Genomic DNA, 15406 nt, shown 5'->3' with positions numbered 1-15406 from the left:
AGGCACGGCAACAGGAAAACAACACGTTTCCATGCTTTAACCCGCCCGCCGGGTTTGGCGCAGAGGCCGGGGTGACCTATGGTTAACCTTAACCCCCCGGGCACGGACGGAATCACGCATGAGCCAGTACGACGCCTTTGCAGACTTCGAACAGGCGGGATGGTCGGACGCCGACATCGCGCAGAGCTACGCGGACAGCTTTGCCCCGGCCTCCATGATGTGCGTTCCCGCGATCGTGGGGGGCCTCGGCCTCGAACCGGGACAGGAGGCGCTGGACCTGTGCTGCGGCCCCGGCATCGTCACCGCGGGGCTGGTGGCGACCGGCGCCGAGGTCACGGCGCTGGATTTCTCGCACGCAATGGTCGAACTGGCGCGCACCCGGGTGCCCGATGCCGCCGTGCTGCAGGGCGATGCCGCCGACCTGCCGTTCGAACCGGACACGTTCGACGCCGTCACCATCGGCTTCGGCCTGCCCCATGTGCCCGATCCGCAGGCCGTCCTTGCCGAAGCGCACCGCGTCCTGCGGCGCGGGGGCCGCATCGCCTTCTCCATCTGGGAGCCGCCCGCCCGCTCCTTCGGGTTTCGCACGGTGACCGAGGCGCTGCGCACCCTCGGCGCGCCCGAGATCACGCTGCCCCCCGCGCCCGACGCGAATGCCCTCGCCGACCCGGAGGTCGCCTTTCCCGCGCTGGAAGCCGCCGGTTTCGTCGATCCGCAGGCCGAGCCCGTCGACAGCCACTGGCGGCTGGACGAGCCGGAGGACTTCTACTCTCTCTTCCACAACGGGACGGTGCGGATGGGTGTTCTGATGCAGCGCCAGCCGCGCGACAGGGCAGAGGCGATCCGCAGCTACATGGCCGATGAAGTCCGCGCGAAATGCGGGCGGGATGCAGAGGGCCGCTGGATCGTACCGCTGCCCGCGGTGGTGATGTCCGCCCGCGCATGACAGGCGGGGCGTCGCCCCTCAAGACGGATCAGGCGGTGTCCTTGCAGTGACGCCGGAACGCCCGCTTCAGCATGTCCAGTTCCTCGCGCAGCAGGGCCACCTCTGCCTGCAGCGTGTCGGCCAGCGCCTCGCCCGAGAGGATCGAGAAATCCCCAAGGCTCGCACCGCCCTCCGCCTCGGAGATCGTCACCGTGTGCACCCCGTCCCCGATCGCCTCGATCGGGACGGGCACGCGCACCGTCCACTCGCCCGCTGCCTCGCCGGCGGTGACGGACACCCCCTCGACCAGACGACCGGCGTGCTGGGCCTCGATCCTCGGCACGGTGCCGCCCGGGGCGATCAGCACGCCTTGCCAGACGCCCTCGGCCAGACGGGTCTTTGTCAGGGTCAGCTCGCTGCTCATCACATGGTCCTTAGATTTCCGCGCGCGGGCGGCGGCTGAAGGTCAGGTCGCGGATCACGACCTGGTTCATCTGCGGGTTCTCGAAGATCAGGTCGAGCCAGACCTTCTCGACCCGCTTCTCGTTGATGTTCGAATAGGCCAGATCGAATTCGACCACGGCGGCGGCCTGCTCCAGCGAGATTTCCCGCACGAATTGTTCCGTGTTGGGGCCGTGGCGCACGTTGAGCCGGGCGAAGATCTCCAGCGGGGCCTCGACCTCGATGATGCTGTCGAGCCGCACCAGATGACGGCGCAGCAGGCCCTGCGCCGCCTCGGGCGGCAGGTCGAGCACGATCGACAGGAACGAGCCATCGAATCCAAAGACATCCATCCGCAGGCCATAGGGCGCCAGATCAGCCTCGCGCTGGTTGCGCAGCTGGCGCAGCGTCAGCTCGGAATGGCGGCAATCGTGGAACAGGGTGACCTCGTCGCCCAGCATTGTCTTGGTCTGGGCGGAGGACTGGCCCGGCACCGGCAGGGGCGTGCGCCAAAGCGCGGGCCGCCACGACCAGTCGGTGTTATACGGCAGCATGATCGCGGAAGAGCCGATACGCGGCAGGGCAAGGCGGTCTTCGGCGATCCGCAGGAACCGCTCCAGCTCGCCCCGCAGGGCGCGGGCCTTGGACCGTCCGCTGCGCAGATCGTTCAGCGACAGGCGCGCCGCCTGATCCGCACGGGACCGCCACCAAGCCAGTTCCCGACCGGCAAGCATGTTTCTGATCAGACTGCCCTGTTTGCCCATCGTATCCCGAGTGTTCCTGCGCCTTGCCTAACCGGCTGCCTCACCGCGGCCCCGGGCGGGCCGTCTGCGGGCCCGTCCCCGCAAGGACCTGCCGCAGCATAACCCGAAATCCGTCAGCGGGACAAATCAAGGATCTGCCGCCGTCCGCGCCGCTGCGAGGCCCCTGTCCCGGCGAAGGAGGCCGACGCCCCCTTGGCGGTTGCGGCGGCCACGGGATCGGGCAAAGCCTCGGACACCGCGGCGCGTTTCTCTGCGGTCTCTTCTGCCTCAGCGGGGGAGGCGGCCGGGGCGCCGGTCCGTTCCGCCAGCGCCTCGGGCGTGGGGCTCGCGTTGCGGATGCCTGCCGCCAGCGCCGTCAACAGGTCGCGCCCGCCCGAGATGACCACGTCACTGTCCTGCGGACCATAGAGCGCAAGGCCAATGAGGTAGTTGTTCATCAGCATCATCGCGCGCCAATGGCGCGGATCTGCGCCGGGCACGGCCTGATCGCCACCCGCGGCCAGCTGGACGATATGCAGGCCCGTGGTCTCTCCGCTCCAGAGTGCCTTGGCGGGGGCGAAGCTGGCGGCGAGGTCCTCGGTCGTGGGCATCGGGACATTCGCGGCCTTGGGCAGGGCCGTGACGGTCATCACCACGGGCGCGACCGAGGTGCCCTGCGTCCCGGCACTGAGCACCCGGCAGGAAGCGACGAGCGCGAAGCCCCCGTTGCGGCTGGCGCGGAAGCTCTTCTCGTCGATGCAATAGCCGACCGGCGGCTTCACCTTGACCACGCCGCTGGCCATCCCGGCCTCCTGCATCAGGGCGCGCGGGCGCGTTTCCGACGAGGAGAGGAAGCCCACCTGGGGCGCACCGTCCGTGTCCTCGGGCAGGGTCAGGCAGCCCGTCAGCGCCATGGCGGCGGTCACAAGCAGGGCCGGGGCCCGCAGTTTCGCGGTCAGGTCAACCAGGGGTCTGAGGATGTCAGCCATGATGCGCTGCCTTGCGTTTCGAAACACTCGTCACCGGAAACCGGACCACGCGGGCCCGTGAAACCTGAATAATGAACGCATTTGGTATGCGCTTGGTTTCCATCGGCTCGTTTCGCGGGGCCAGCGCGCCGGCTGGACCGGCGGGGCCGCCCCGTTCTGTGGCGCCTGTTCCGGTACCGGCGCCGCCGGTCCGGCGGCCCATCATGACCGGAGGCGACAGAGCCTGCGGGAACCATGCGACGGGGATAGAGGAGCCCCCCGCATGGCACAAGTCCGATTGCGGGTCACCGGGGGCAGGTCTAGGGTGCCCGCCATGTCTTACGCCGCCCAAGCCCAGTTTTCGGAACCTGCACACCGCCGCCCGGCTCTCTGGCGGCTGGTGCTGGGCGCACTGCTGGTGGCCGGTCTCTACATGGGGCTGATGGCGGGGTGGTTCTTTGCGCAGACCCAATGGGGCCTGCCGATGAAATTCGACAGCGAAGGGCGCACGGCCACCGGCCTGACCCTGCTGCTGTGGTCCTTCCTATGCCTTCTCGTGGCGATCGCCATCGTCGTGCCGCTGCTGCACCGCCGCAGCCCGTGGAGCCTTCTGGGCCCGCGCGACCGGTTCCTGCGCGGCTTCCTGCGCACCTTCGTCGCCGCGCTGATCGTAGGCATCCCGCTGGCCCTGCTGCCGATGCCCGGCGGGCTGACGCCGGAACCGAACGTGCCGCTCGACCGCTGGCTGCGCCTGATGCCGCTGGCCCTGACCGGCATCTTCATCCAGATCCTCGCCGAGGAGGTGATGTTCCGCGGCTACCTGCAGAGCCAACTGGCCGCGCGCTTCCGCTCGCCGCTGATTTGGATGGTGCTGCCCGCGGTGATCTTCGGCCTGCTGCACCTGAACCCGACAGAGGACGCCGGGACGATGCTGCTGCTGATCGCCTCGCCCACGCTCTTCGGGCTGATCGCGGCCGACCTCACGGCGCGCGATGGCTCCCTCGGGCCGGCGGTGGCGCTGCACTTCCTGAACAACGTCTCGGCGCTGACGATCCTGTCGCTGGAGGGGCCGATGTCCGGGCTCTCTCTCTACACCTTGCCGATCACGGCCGGGGACCCCGCGCTGCGCCTGCAGATCCCCATCGAGCTGGCCTCTCTCGTCCTGCTCTGGGGCGTGGCGCGCCTTGCGATCCGGCGGCGCTGAACGGATGCGCGGCTACGCCCCCCACGACGGATATATCGCGCCCGCCCGCCGGGACCCGGCGCTGTTCAAGATCGTCATCGCCTTCTTCGCGGTAGAGTTCCTTTTCACCCTCGGGATTACGGCGCTCGACTACCTGTTGATGCAGGTGGCCCCCGGGGCCGCGCTTGCCATGTGGGACGGCAGCACGCCGGTCGCCCTCAGCCTGCAGCTGCTGAGCTTCGGCATCATGGCCGGGGCGGTGATCCTCGTGGCGCGCGCCTTCTACCAGCGCGGCGCGGCCAGTCTCTTTGGCCCGGTCCGCATCGCCGCGCGGGACCTGCTGCGGGTCTTCGTGGCCGCGGGCCTCGTCTTCCTCGCCGTGGAGCTTCTGCCGCCGTGGTACGGCTTCGAACCCTCGACCGAGTTCCGCCCGCTTCTCGGCTGGATCGCCGCCCTGCCGCTGGGGATGGCGGCGCTGCTGGTGCAGACGGGCTCGGAGGAGGTCTTCTACCGCGGCCTGCTGCAACAACAGGTGGCGGCGCGCTTCTCCCATCCCATCGCCTGGCTGATCCTGCCCAACGCGATCTTTGCCCTCGCGCATTACGAGAACGGCATCGACCCGACGGATGCCGCGCAATACGTGATCTGGGCCTTCGCCTTCGGCGTCGCGGCCTCGGACCTGACGGCGCGGACCGGCTCGCTGGGGGCGGCAATCGGCTTCCACCTCGCCAACAACGCCTATTCCTTCCTCTTCTTCGGCGAACAGGGCGCGCCCGATTCCGGCCTCGCCTATGTGCTGCTGCCCGCATGGGTGCCCGAGGACGGGCTGGTGGGGCCGGTTTTCTCGATCACTCTCCTGATCGAACTGGCCATCGTCGGCCTGTGCTGGCTTGCAGCACGGCTTGCCCTGAGGCGTTGATTGCAATTCCCCGTGCCGCCGCTTATCTGGGGGCAGAGCGAACAGCAGAGGGCCAGAAGCATGAACTGGATCACCAACTACGTGCGGCCGCGGATCAACTCGATCTTTTCCCGGCGCGAGGTTCCCGAGAACCTGTGGTCCAAGTGCGACAGCTGCGGCACCATGCTGTTCCACCGCGAACTGTCGGACAACCTGAACGTCTGCAGCTCCTGCGGCCATCACATGCCGATCAGCCCGCGCGAACGCTTCAAGGCGCTCTTTGACGGCGGCATCTTCTCCGAGGTGAAGGTCCCCGATCCCATCGCGGACCCGCTGCAGTTCCGCGACCAGAAGCGCTACCCCGACCGCATGAAGGCCGCGCAGAAGAAAACCGGCGAGCATGAGGCCATGCTGGTGGCGGAAGGCGAGATCGGGCGCACGCCCATCGTTGCCGCCGCGCAGGACTTCAGCTTCATGGGCGGCTCCATGGGCATGTATGTCGGCAACGCGATCATCGCAGGTGTCGAACGCGCGGTGAAGTTGAAGCGGCCCTTCGTCCTCTTCTCCGCCGCCGGTGGCGCGCGGATGCAGGAAGGCATCCTCTCGCTCATGCAGATGCCGCGCACCACGGTCGCGATCCAGATGCTGAAAGAGGCCGACCTGCCCTATATCGTCGTGCTGACCGACCCGACCACGGGCGGCGTCACGGCCAGCTACGCCATGCTGGGCGACGTGCACATCGCCGAGCCGAACGCCCTGATCTGCTTCGCCGGCCCCCGCGTCATCGAGCAGACCATCCGCGAGAAACTGCCCGAAGGCTTCCAGCGGTCGGAGTACCTGCTCGATCACGGGATGCTGGACCGCGTGACCAGCCGCCTCGACATGCGCGACGAGCTGATCACCATCATCCGGATGCTGCTGAAAGAGCCGCCGGCGGTGAAAGGCGACCTCCCCGCGCCGGACGAGAGTGAGATGATCGCGCCGCCGCCTGCGGCCAAGGCGCCGGAAGGCGACACGCCCGATGCGGCGCCCGTCGTGCCGAAAACCGCCAAGGTCGAGAAGCCCGCAGCGGAGAAGGACGCCAAGGCGGCCGAGAAACCGGCCAAGGGCAAGTCCAAGTGACATCCGCCGGGTCTGTGCAGGGGTCGGACGTCATCCTCGAGCGGATGATGGCCCTGCACCCCAAGATCATCGACCTGACGCTGGACCGGGTCTGGCGTCTGCTGCATGCCCTCGACGATCCGCAGGACAAGCTGCCGCCGGTGATCCACCTTGCTGGGACCAACGGCAAGGGCTCGACCCAGGCGATGTTCCGCGCCGGGCTGGAGGGCGCGGGCAAGCGCGTCCACGCCTATACCTCGCCGCACCTCGCACGGTTCCACGAGCGTATCCGGCTGGCCGGTGAGCTGATCACCGAAGAGGCCCTGGCGGCGCTGCTGGACGAGTGCTACCGCGCCAATGACGGCGAAACGATCACCTATTTCGAGATCACGACCTGCGCCGCGCTGCTGGCCTTCGCCCGCACGCCCGCGGAGTACACCCTGCTGGAAGTGGGTCTTGGCGGGCGGCTCGACGCCACCAACGTGATCGAGGCCCCTGCCCTGACGGTGATCACGCCGATCTCCCTCGACCATCAGCAGTTCCTCGGCGAGACCCTGGCCGAGATCGGCGGCGAGAAGGCCGGTATCCTCAAGCGGGGCGTGCCCTGCGTGGTTGGCCCCCAGCCCGACGAGGTGCTGGAGGTGATCGAGGCCCGCGCCGCGCGTCTTGGCGCGCCGCTGCTCGTGCACGGCCAACACTGGACGGCCTGGGAAGAACGCGGACGGCTGATCTATCAGGACGAGAACGGCCTGCTGGACCTGCCGCTGCCGAACCTGCCCGGCGCGCACCAGATCGGCAACGCGGGCATGGCCATTGCGGGCCTGCGCCACCTCGGCTTCGACGAGGCGGCCTGCGAGGCGGCGGTGACCACGGCCTACTGGCCCGCACGGATGCAGCGCCTGCGCAGCGGCCCGCTGGTGGAGAGCGCCCCGGGGATCGAGCTCTGGCTTGACGGCGGGCACAACCCGGCCGCCGGCGAGGCGCTTGCCACCCATCTGGCCAGCCTGCCCGCGCGACCGACCTACCTGATCTGCGGGATGCTCAACACCAAGGACATCGCAGGCTTCCTGCGCCCCCTTGCGCCCCATGCCGTCTCTCTCGACGCGGTGTCGATCCCCGGCGAGGCCGCGACCCTGCCCGCCGAGACCACGGCCGAGGTGGCCCGGAGTGTAGGTATGACCGCCCACGCGGATGTGGACGTGGCAGGGGCCCTTGCCCGGATCGCTGCCGAAACCCCCGACGCCCGGGTGCTGATTTGCGGCTCTCTCTACCTCGCGGGTCGTATCCTGAGAGAGAACGGTTAAAGCCGGTTTAAACCACCTCAGGAAACCGTGCCCGTGAGGTCACGCTTCTGCGCGCACAAAGTGAAAACTTTGTCCGATTCGGAGCAAATGCCCAGAAAGCGAATCACGCTGCCTTGACCGATTCGCGGTGATTCGCCTAATGTTGCTCTAATACCTCAGGCATCTCGTCTTTTCTGCAACTCCCGCCCGGCACGGCAGCGCCCGGCAGGAGACTGGAGAAGACGTTGCGGGCAAGTACGGAACGGGCACAAAATAAAGGGGACCGGTCAACGGTCCCCGATTTTGTTTCCAGGTCCTGCGTCCGGCCCCGCCGGGGCCCTCAAGGTCACTCTTCCGCGCCCCAGTCCTTGTCCTGCATCTCCCGCAGGCGGCTGGCGGTCCGCTCGAACTCGAAGACGCCCTCGCCCTCGATATAGAGCGATTCCGGTTCGTCCGCGGCGGAGCAGATGAAGCGCACCTTGGCCTCGTAGAGCGCGTCGATCAGCGTGACGAAGCGCTTGGCCTCGTTGAAGTTCGACCGGCCGAGGCGCGGAATGTCTTCGAGGATCAGCACCTTGCAGGTCTCGGCAATGGCGAGGTAATCCGCCGCGCCCAGCATCTTGCCGCAGAAATCGTAGAACCGGGCCCGGCCCACGCCATTCGCGAAGTGCGGGATCTCCACCGGGCGCTTCTGCACCGTCAGCACGAGGGGCTCGCCCGCGACGCCACCGGTCAGATCGTTCCAGATCGCGTTCACCTGCCCGCGTGCCTCAGCATTGGCAGGGGCAAAGTAGACCTGTCCGCCCGCCAGCCGGTGCTGGCGGTAGTCGCGCGGGCTGACCAGCTCATGCACGACCATGCGCGCCTTGATCTCTTCGATGAAGGGCAAGAACAGCTGGCGGTTCAGCCCGTCCTTGTAGAGATCGTCGGGCACGCGGTTCGAGGTGGTCACCACGACGATGCCGCGCTCGAAGAGCATCTCGAAGAGACGGCCCACGATCATCGCATCGGTGATGTCGGTGATCTGCATCTCGTCGAAGGCCAGCACCCGCAGGTCGGAGGCGACCTTCTCGGCCACGGGGGCCAGCGCGTCCTCGACCTTGGCGGCGCGCGCGGCGGTCATGCCGGCGTGGATCTCCTGCATGAAGGCGTGGAAGTGAACCCGGCGCACCGGCACCGAAAGGCTTTCCACGAAGAGGTCCATCAGCATCGACTTGCCGCGACCGACCCCGCCCCAGAGGTAGAGCCCCTTGGGCGCGTCGGGGGCCTTCTTGCGCCCGAAGAAGCCGCGTTTCACCGGCTGGTTCAGGGCGTTGTCGATGCGGTCGAACTCCGGCAGGACAGCTTCCTGCGCGGGGTCGGGCTTGATCTCGCCCCGCGCGACGCGGGCACGATAGAGGTCAGACACGTTGCTCATGCGCCCGACATAGCGCGGCCCTTGGGGCATGGAAAGAGACCCCGCGCCGGCCGGACAGAAACGTCCGTGATCCTGACCATTCCAAAGGCTGAATTGACCCGCCCTGCGCTTTCAGCAACATGTGGTATCGGGAACGGAGGAGAATATGGACAGCAAGGCCCCCCTTTTCACGCCGGTGCTCATCGCCGGCTGCGTCATCATCGTCCTCAGCTTCGCGGTCCGCGCCTCCTTCGGCGTGTTCCAGATCCCGATTGCCGAGGAATTCGGCTGGCTCAGGTCTGAATTCTCGCTCGCCATCGCGATCCAGAACCTCGCCTGGGGCATCGGGCAGCCGCTCTTCGGTGCCTTCGCAGAGAAACTGGGCGACCGCGCCGCGATCATCGGCGGTGCCCTCCTCTATGCGGCGGGCCTCGTGCTCTCCTCCATGGCGGTGACGCCCGAGGCGCACCAGATGCTGGAAATCCTTGTGGGCTTCGGCATCGCGGGCACGGGCTTCGGCGTGATCCTCGCCGTGGTGGGCCGCGCCGCCTCGGATGAGAATCGCTCCATGTCGCTGGCCATCGCGACGGCGGCGGGCAGCGCCGGTCAGGTCTTTGGCGCGCCGACGGCGGAATGGCTCCTCGGGATGATGCCGTGGCAGCAGGTCTTCCTCGTCTTCGCCGCCGTGATCCTCTGCTCGCTCGCGGTTCTGCCGATGATGCGCAGCCCCAAGCCGGTGTCGAAGGGGGCGCTGGAGGAAAGCATGGGGCAGATTCTGCGCCGCGCCTTCCGCGATCCCTCCTTCTCGCTGATCTTCATCGGCTTCTTCTCCTGCGGTTATCAGCTGGCCTTCATCACCGCCCACTTCCCCGCGCTGGTGACCGAGATGTGCGGCCCGATCCTCGACGGCAGCCTGCTGGCGGCCATCGGGATCACCTCGACCTCGGCGCTCGGCGCAATCGCGATCTCCTTCATCGGGCTGTTCAACATCATGGGCACGCTGCTGGCGGGATACCTCGGCAAGACGCTGCCCAAGAAGTACCTGCTGGCGGGGATCTATACCCTGCGCACCATCGTGGCGGCGGCCTTCATCCTGATGCCGATCACGCCCACCTCGGTGCTGGTCTTCTCGGCGCTCATGGGGGCGCTCTGGCTGGCGACCGTGCCGCTGACCTCTGGGCTGATCGCGCATATCTACGGGCTGCGCTACATGGGCACGCTCTATGGCATCGTCTTCTTCAGCCACCAGCTGGGCGGCTTCATGGGCGTCTGGCTGGGCGGCAAGATGTATGACGTCTACGGCGACTACACGCTGGTCTGGTGGATCGGCGTTGCGGTCGGGGCGCTGTCGGCGGTCGTCCACCTGCCGGTGAAGGAAAACCGGGTGCCCGTCGCGGCCTGACGCCCGCGCGGTCAGAGCGCCTCGTCGAAGTCCCGGATGGCCTGCGCCACATCGCTGGCGTGGGTCAGGGGCAGCCAATGGCTCGCCCCGGGCACCTCCACATGCACGACAGAGCGGTTCCAGTGGGCGAGCGTGCCCATGCATTCCACCGGGATGACGATGTCGGAGCCGCCCCAGACGGCGAGGACCGGCAGGCTGCTGCGCTGGATCTGGCTGTGTTCCGGGCGCATCTCGTCCCGCAGGATTCCGCGCAGGCTGGCCAGCAGGGCCTGCATGTAGCCAGCAAAGGACAGCTGATCGCGATGGTCCTGCGCGGCATGGGCGCAGCCCTTGTCCATCAGCTTCAGCGCCTTGGCGGCGCCCTTGTGAACCCCGGGATAGAGCGTCAGCATCAGCCATTCACCGGGCAGGTGGCTGTCCCGGGAGCGTTTCAGCACCCCCTGCGGAAAGGCCCCCATCCCCGCCGGGGCCAGCAACACCAGTTGTTCCAGCCGGTCCGGCCAGCGGGCCGCGAAGGCCGAGGCGATGGCCCCGCCCATGGAGTAGCCGACCAGCGTGAAGGGGCGGTTGATGCCCTGATCATTCAGAAGGTCGTTGAGCTGGGTCAGGAAGAAATCGCGCCCCTGCACGCCGTCGACCCGGTCGGAATAGCCCCGCCCGTAGAGATCGTACATCAGCACCCGGTAGCCCATCCGCGCCAGTTCCGGCGCAAGGTGATCCCATGTGCTGAGCGGGGTCGAAAAGCCGTGCACCAGAACAACGACCGGGGCATGGGCGACGTTCTTGTCCGGCATCACCCAGTGGAAGTGGGTCACCCCCTGCGAGAGCCTGACGAAATCCCCCGGCGCATCCCGCCGCGCGGTGGCGTCCATCGGCCTGCGACGCCGGTCCAGCATGATGGGAAGATACAGCAGCAGTGCCAAGACCAGCACCGCAAGGAGGATCAGGGCCAGCGTCATGGCGTCTCTCTCATAGGGGCGCGGCAGGGGGACAGCCCGCAGGCGGCAGAGCATCGGTTCGGGACGGTCCCGAGATCGCAGGGGACAACGACACGCATGCAGGCCTCGTTTCCGGCTTGGGAGGGATCGGGCGGCGGGGCCGCCTCAGGATTTCAGCGCGGCGCGCAACTCGCGCTCCAGCGCGTCCAGAAAACGGGAGCGGTCGGCCTTTGTAAAGCCCTTGCCCCCGCCCTGCCGGAACGGGTCGGCGGCGCGCAGGTCGGCCATCAGGTCGCGCATGGCAAGTTGCTGGCCGATGTTGGCTGGCGTGAAGGCCTCGCCGTTGTGGCGCAGGACGCGGGCGCCGCCCTCGATGCAGCGCGAGGCCAGAGGGATGTCGCCGGTGACGACGACATCGCCGGGACCGGCGCGTTCCGCGATCCACTTATCGGCCTCATCGGGGCCTGCGGCAACGATGACCGTCTCGACCAGCGGGTTCGGCGACGGGCGCAGCCCGCCGTTCGAGACCACCAGCATGGGCACCTTGTGGCGCGTGGCCACGCGCTCTGCCTCGGCCTTCACCGGGCAGGCATCGGCGTCGATGTAGAGTTTGGTCACCGTTCCGCGCCTCGCCTCAGGACCAGAGCGCTTCGGCGTGGAAGTCCACGTGGGAGTCCATGAAGGTCGAGATGAAGAAATACGAGTGGTCGTAGCCCTTCTGGAGCCGGAATTCACCCTGCTGGCGACGCGCGGCGGCGGCCTGCATCAGGGTTTCCGGGCGCAGCAGGTCGATGAACTGGTCCGAGGTGCCGGTATCCACCAGCATCGGCCCGTCGAAGCCGGTCTCGGCCATCAGCAGCGAGGCGTCATGGGGCTCCCACGCGGCGCGGTCTTCGCCGAGGTAGGCCGTCAGCTGTTTCTTGCCCCAGTCGGATTTCACCGGGTTGCAGATCGGCGCGAAGGCCGAGACAGAGCGGAAGCGGCCCGGCAGGGACATGGCCAGCGTCAGCGCGCCATGCCCGCCCATGGAATGGCCGCTGATCGACTGGCGCTCGGGATCAAGCGCAAAGGTTTCGAACAGAAGCTCGGGCAGTTCGTCGGCCACGTAGTCCCACATCCGGTAATGCGGTGCCCAGGGCTCCTCGGTGGCGTTCACGTAGAAACCCGCGCCTTTGCCGAGGTCATAGGCCTCGTCATCGGCCACGCCCTCGCCGCGGGGCGAGGTGTCGGGGAAGACCAGTGCGATGCCCTGCTGTGCGGCCCAGGCCTGAGCACCGGCCTTCACCATGGCGTTCTCGTGGGTGCAGGTCAGCCCCGAGAGGAACCAGAGCAGCGGCACGGGGCCGTCGGCGGCTTCTTCCGGCAGGAAGAGCCCGAAGGTCATGTCACAGGCGCAGGAGGAGGAGGCATGGCGATAGACGCCCTGAAGGCCACCGAAGCAGCGGTTCTCGGAGAGGGTTTCCATGGGCAGGTCCTTTCGCGGGGGCTGAGTTGGGCAAGCCATGACCCGGCGCGGGTGGCCGGGTCAAGCGGGTCGTGTCGCCCGGGGTGGTGTTGGGGGGCTGTCTGCCCCCCGGGGCCTGCGGCCCCGCCCCCCGAGGATATTTGGGAACAGTGGATGATCAGCCGGAGCCGATGAGGACCCCAGCCGCGAAGACGAGCGCCCCGCCGAGGACGACCTGAAAGGCGGCGCGGAAGAAGGGCGTGTCCATGTAGCGGTTCTGGATCCAGGCGATCGCCCAAAGCTCGAAGAAGACGACGACGAAGGCGGTGATCGTCGCGGTCCAGAAATCCGGGATCAGGTAGGGCAGCGCATGGCCAAGCCCGCCGAGGGCCGTCATCACGCCCGACGCGATCCCGCGCTTGAAGGGCGAGCCGCGGCCCGAGAGCTGGCCATCGTCCGAGGCGGCCTCGGTGAAGCCCATGGAGATGCCCGCCCCGATCGAGGCCGCGAGACCCACGAGGAAGGTTTCCCATGTGTTCTGCGTCGCGAAGGCAGCCGCAAAGATCGGCGCCAGCGTGGAGACGGAGCCATCCATCAGACCGGCAAGGCCGGGCTGGACCCAGGTGAGGACGAACTGCCGGTGGGCCGTCGCCTTCTCTGCCTCGAGGCTGTCCTCGTCGAGGTTCTCGGCTTCGAGGTGATGTGCCGTCTGGCGGTGACCAGCCTCTGCAGCGGCGAGATCGCCCAGAAGCTTGCGGGTTTCCGTGTCGGTGCTGCGCTTGGCGGCGGCGTGGTAGAAACGTTCGGCGTCCTGCTCCATCGCCTCAGCCTCGGCGCGGATGCGGTCGATGCCAAGGTTCTCCACCAGCCAGATCGGCCGACGGGCGTAGTAGCCCGCCACATGTTCGCGCCGGATCAGGGGGATGACCTTGCCGAACCGCTCCTCGTGGCGGGCGATCAGGCGCCGGCGATGCAGGTCTTCCTCCTCCGCCATACCATCGAAGACGGCCGCGGTGTCGGGATAATCCTGCCTCAGCCGTTCGGCGTAGGTCCGGTAGATGCGGCCATCGTCCTCTTCCGAAGAGATGGCGAGGGCGAGGACTTCCTGTTCAGTCAGATCGTTGAAATGCCGTCTGGGGCGGAAGAGGGCCATGGCTGTCTCCTTGCACGTCTGCGCGGACCCTACGCCCCTGACCGGCACCCGCAAGAGGACATCCGGTCGCTTGCCCGAACTGAACGGGGCAGTTTATAGTCGGCTCGGGGAATATAAGGGTGAGACGGGCATGAGCGAAGCCGCTGTGCGGAAAGGGCGCAAGTACGATCAGGTGATCGAGGGCGCCCGACAGATCTTCATGGCGGACGGATTCGACCGGGCCAGCGTCGACGATATCGCGCGCGAGGCCGGGGTCAGCAAGGCCACGCTCTACAGCTATTTCCCGGACAAGCGGCTGCTCTTCCTGCAGGTCGCCAAGGCGGAATGCCTGCGCATGGCCGAGGACGCCGAGGGGCTGGTCCACGAAGACATGCCCGTGCGCGAGGTACTGGAATTCGCGGCGCAGCGCATGGTGGCCTTCTTCACCTCGGATCTCTCCGTGGCGGTCTTCCGGGTCTGCGTCAGCGAGGCGGAGCGGTTTCCGGACCTGGCCCGGGAGTTCTACGAATCCGGTCCGATGACCGCCCGCGCGCGGCTGGGGGCCTTCCTGCAGCGGGCCGCTGCGCGCGGCGACCTCGTGATCGAGGATTGTGACCTGGCCGCGGAGCAGTTCGCCCAGCTTTGCAAGACCGGCATCTTCATGCGCCGCCTGTTCGGGATCGACGAGACGGTCACGCCAGAGCTCGCCGCCCGCACGGCGCGGGAGGCGGTAGAGACCTTCATGGCGCGCTACGGCGCCTGAGCCTTAGTTGAGCGGGAAGGAGACGCCGACCTGGATCGTCTCCATGCCGGGGTTCCACTCCTCGATATCGGCGTTGGAGCGGTGGTCGTAGGAGATGCCGTAACGCACGCCGTTCCGGGCCTCGTAGCCCACCTCGACACCGGAGCGGAACTCGATCGCATGACCGAGGTCGGGGCCGTCGCCCTGCGCGTAGAGGCCGGGCATCAGAGAAAGCCGCAGGTAAGCGCGATCGTTGAAGAAATTCTTGGTCCAGGCGGCGCCGAACCCGACCCATGCATCGCCATCCATAGTCACCGACGCGCCGACGATGGGCTGGAACGGGCCATAAGCAATGGGGAAATCGTATTTCACGTAGAACTCGTTATCGATCGAGTTCTCCTGGTATTGCACGTCCCCGAAGGACAGGCCGAGCCGGGCCTGCTCGTCGCTGCGGGCGAAACAGCCCGCGTCACCGCAATGGTTGAAGCCCATGTCGGTGAGCCCCGCCACGAGAAAGAGTACTGCCAGTGTGCCGTCCATCCGAACCTCCGTCGCTTGCAACTGAGGTATCGCGCCGGAGCGGGATTGTCATCAGTCCTTTCCGCAAGGATGGCTTCGCGACGTGTCGGGTCAAGAGGCGTGCTGCGATCTCATCAGAGCTATTCGCAACGCAAAACGCCCGACGCGTGTGTGCGTCGGGCGTTTTGTGTATTTTTGATGTCGTATTGAGAGATATCTGGCTCTTTACTAGGTCTGGCGGCGATCTACTCTCCCACGTCTTGAGACGCAGTACCATTGACGCGACAGCGC

16 protein-coding genes are annotated in these 15406 nt (G+C 67.3%); 7 read left to right on the top strand and 9 right to left on the bottom strand.

The genetic code is table 11. The features are described 5' to 3' along the window. Window positions 1-118 precede the first annotated feature (118 nt). Entirely contained in the window at window positions 119-946 is an 828-nt protein-coding gene (locus tag LCM32_RS15600; RefSeq protein ID WP_224822016.1) for a class I SAM-dependent methyltransferase, read from the top strand. A 28-nt stretch (window positions 947-974) separates the two neighbouring features. Here LCM32_RS15600 and LCM32_RS15595 read toward each other — a convergent pair whose 3' ends face one another. The 3 genes from LCM32_RS15595 to LCM32_RS15585 all read right to left on the bottom strand — a co-directional run bounded on the left by LCM32_RS15595 (window position 975) and on the right by LCM32_RS15585 (window position 3098). Further along, window positions 975-1349: a hypothetical protein gene (locus LCM32_RS15595; RefSeq protein ID WP_224822015.1), complete on the bottom strand. Its 375-nt coding sequence runs from the start codon at window positions 1347-1349 to the stop codon at window positions 975-977. Between the two features lie 10 nt (window positions 1350-1359). After that, complete coding sequence (locus tag LCM32_RS15590; protein ID WP_224822014.1) at window positions 1360-2130, bottom strand: DUF6478 family protein; 771 nt, start codon at window positions 2128-2130, stop codon at window positions 1360-1362. A gap of 113 nt (window positions 2131-2243) precedes the next feature. Beyond that, the gene (locus LCM32_RS15585; RefSeq protein ID WP_224822013.1) at window positions 2244-3098 is read right to left on the bottom strand and encodes a hypothetical protein; all 855 of its coding nucleotides are present in this window, start codon (window positions 3096-3098) and stop codon (window positions 2244-2246) included. Between the two features lie 313 nt (window positions 3099-3411). Here LCM32_RS15585 and LCM32_RS15580 point away from each other — a divergent pair, with 313 nt between their 5' ends. Genes LCM32_RS15580 through LCM32_RS15565 form a run of 4 tightly spaced genes read left to right on the top strand, consistent with a single transcriptional unit; the run spans window position 3412 to window position 7563 of the window. Beyond that, a complete protein-coding gene (locus tag LCM32_RS15580) occupies window positions 3412-4281 on the top strand; it encodes a CPBP family intramembrane glutamic endopeptidase (protein ID WP_224822012.1) in 870 nt (289 codons plus the stop codon). 4 nt (window positions 4282-4285) lie between these two features. Further along, the gene (locus LCM32_RS15575) at window positions 4286-5179 is read left to right on the top strand and encodes a CPBP family intramembrane glutamic endopeptidase (protein ID WP_224822011.1); all 894 of its coding nucleotides are present in this window, start codon (window positions 4286-4288) and stop codon (window positions 5177-5179) included. A 60-nt stretch (window positions 5180-5239) separates the two neighbouring features. Continuing rightward, on the top strand, window positions 5240-6280 hold the full coding sequence (accD, locus tag LCM32_RS15570) for an acetyl-CoA carboxylase, carboxyltransferase subunit beta (RefSeq protein WP_224822010.1): 1041 nt from the start codon (window positions 5240-5242) through the stop codon (window positions 6278-6280). A 44-nt stretch (window positions 6281-6324) separates the two neighbouring features. Further along, window positions 6325-7563: a bifunctional folylpolyglutamate synthase/dihydrofolate synthase gene (locus LCM32_RS15565; RefSeq protein ID WP_224822209.1), complete on the top strand. Its 1239-nt coding sequence runs from the start codon at window positions 6325-6327 to the stop codon at window positions 7561-7563. Between the two features lie 325 nt (window positions 7564-7888). On the opposite strand, the gene zapE is transcribed toward LCM32_RS15565, so the two are convergent. Beyond that, window positions 7889-8959: a cell division protein ZapE gene (gene zapE, locus LCM32_RS15560; RefSeq protein WP_224822009.1), complete on the bottom strand. Its 1071-nt coding sequence runs from the start codon at window positions 8957-8959 to the stop codon at window positions 7889-7891. A 145-nt stretch (window positions 8960-9104) separates the two neighbouring features. Between zapE and LCM32_RS15555 the strand changes: the two genes are divergently transcribed. Continuing rightward, window positions 9105-10340: an MFS transporter gene (locus LCM32_RS15555; RefSeq protein ID WP_224822008.1), complete on the top strand. Its 1236-nt coding sequence runs from the start codon at window positions 9105-9107 to the stop codon at window positions 10338-10340. An 11-nt stretch (window positions 10341-10351) separates the two neighbouring features. Here LCM32_RS15555 and LCM32_RS15550 read toward each other — a convergent pair whose 3' ends face one another. From LCM32_RS15550 to mbfA, 4 genes are all read right to left on the bottom strand, one after another. Then, the gene (locus LCM32_RS15550) at window positions 10352-11299 is read right to left on the bottom strand and encodes an alpha/beta fold hydrolase (protein WP_224822007.1); all 948 of its coding nucleotides are present in this window, start codon (window positions 11297-11299) and stop codon (window positions 10352-10354) included. Window positions 11300-11443: 144 nt separating this feature from the next. Beyond that, window positions 11444-11896 carry a YaiI/YqxD family protein gene (locus LCM32_RS15545; RefSeq protein ID WP_224822006.1) on the bottom strand — a complete coding sequence of 151 codons (453 nt, stop codon included), beginning with the start codon at window positions 11894-11896 and terminating at the stop codon, window positions 11444-11446. A 16-nt stretch (window positions 11897-11912) separates the two neighbouring features. Then, window positions 11913-12743, bottom strand: a complete 831-nt coding sequence (gene fghA / locus LCM32_RS15540; protein WP_224822005.1) for an S-formylglutathione hydrolase — start codon at window positions 12741-12743, stop codon at window positions 11913-11915. Window positions 12744-12900: 157 nt separating this feature from the next. Then, window positions 12901-13875 (bottom strand): iron exporter MbfA, encoded by a 975-nt coding sequence (gene mbfA, locus LCM32_RS15535; RefSeq protein ID WP_224822004.1) that lies wholly within the window; start codon window positions 13873-13875, stop codon window positions 12901-12903. Between the two features lie 130 nt (window positions 13876-14005). On the opposite strand from mbfA, the gene LCM32_RS15530 reads away from it, so the two are divergent. Beyond that, window positions 14006-14617 (top strand): TetR/AcrR family transcriptional regulator, encoded by a 612-nt coding sequence (locus LCM32_RS15530; RefSeq protein ID WP_224822003.1) that lies wholly within the window; start codon window positions 14006-14008, stop codon window positions 14615-14617. A 3-nt stretch (window positions 14618-14620) separates the two neighbouring features. Here the strand turns inward: LCM32_RS15530 and LCM32_RS15525 are convergent, their stop codons facing one another. Next, window positions 14621-15136: an acyloxyacyl hydrolase gene (locus LCM32_RS15525; RefSeq protein WP_224822002.1), complete on the bottom strand. Its 516-nt coding sequence runs from the start codon at window positions 15134-15136 to the stop codon at window positions 14621-14623. Between the last annotated feature and the right edge of the window lie 270 nt (window positions 15137-15406).

The sequence above is a fragment of the Pseudooceanicola nanhaiensis genome, assembly GCF_020171315.1.
In the GTDB taxonomy this organism is placed as follows: Bacteria; Pseudomonadota; Alphaproteobacteria; order Rhodobacterales; family Rhodobacteraceae; genus Pseudooceanicola; species Pseudooceanicola nanhaiensis_A.
Note: the sequence above shows the minus strand (reverse complement) of the source record. Positions and strands in the feature narration are given on the sequence as shown.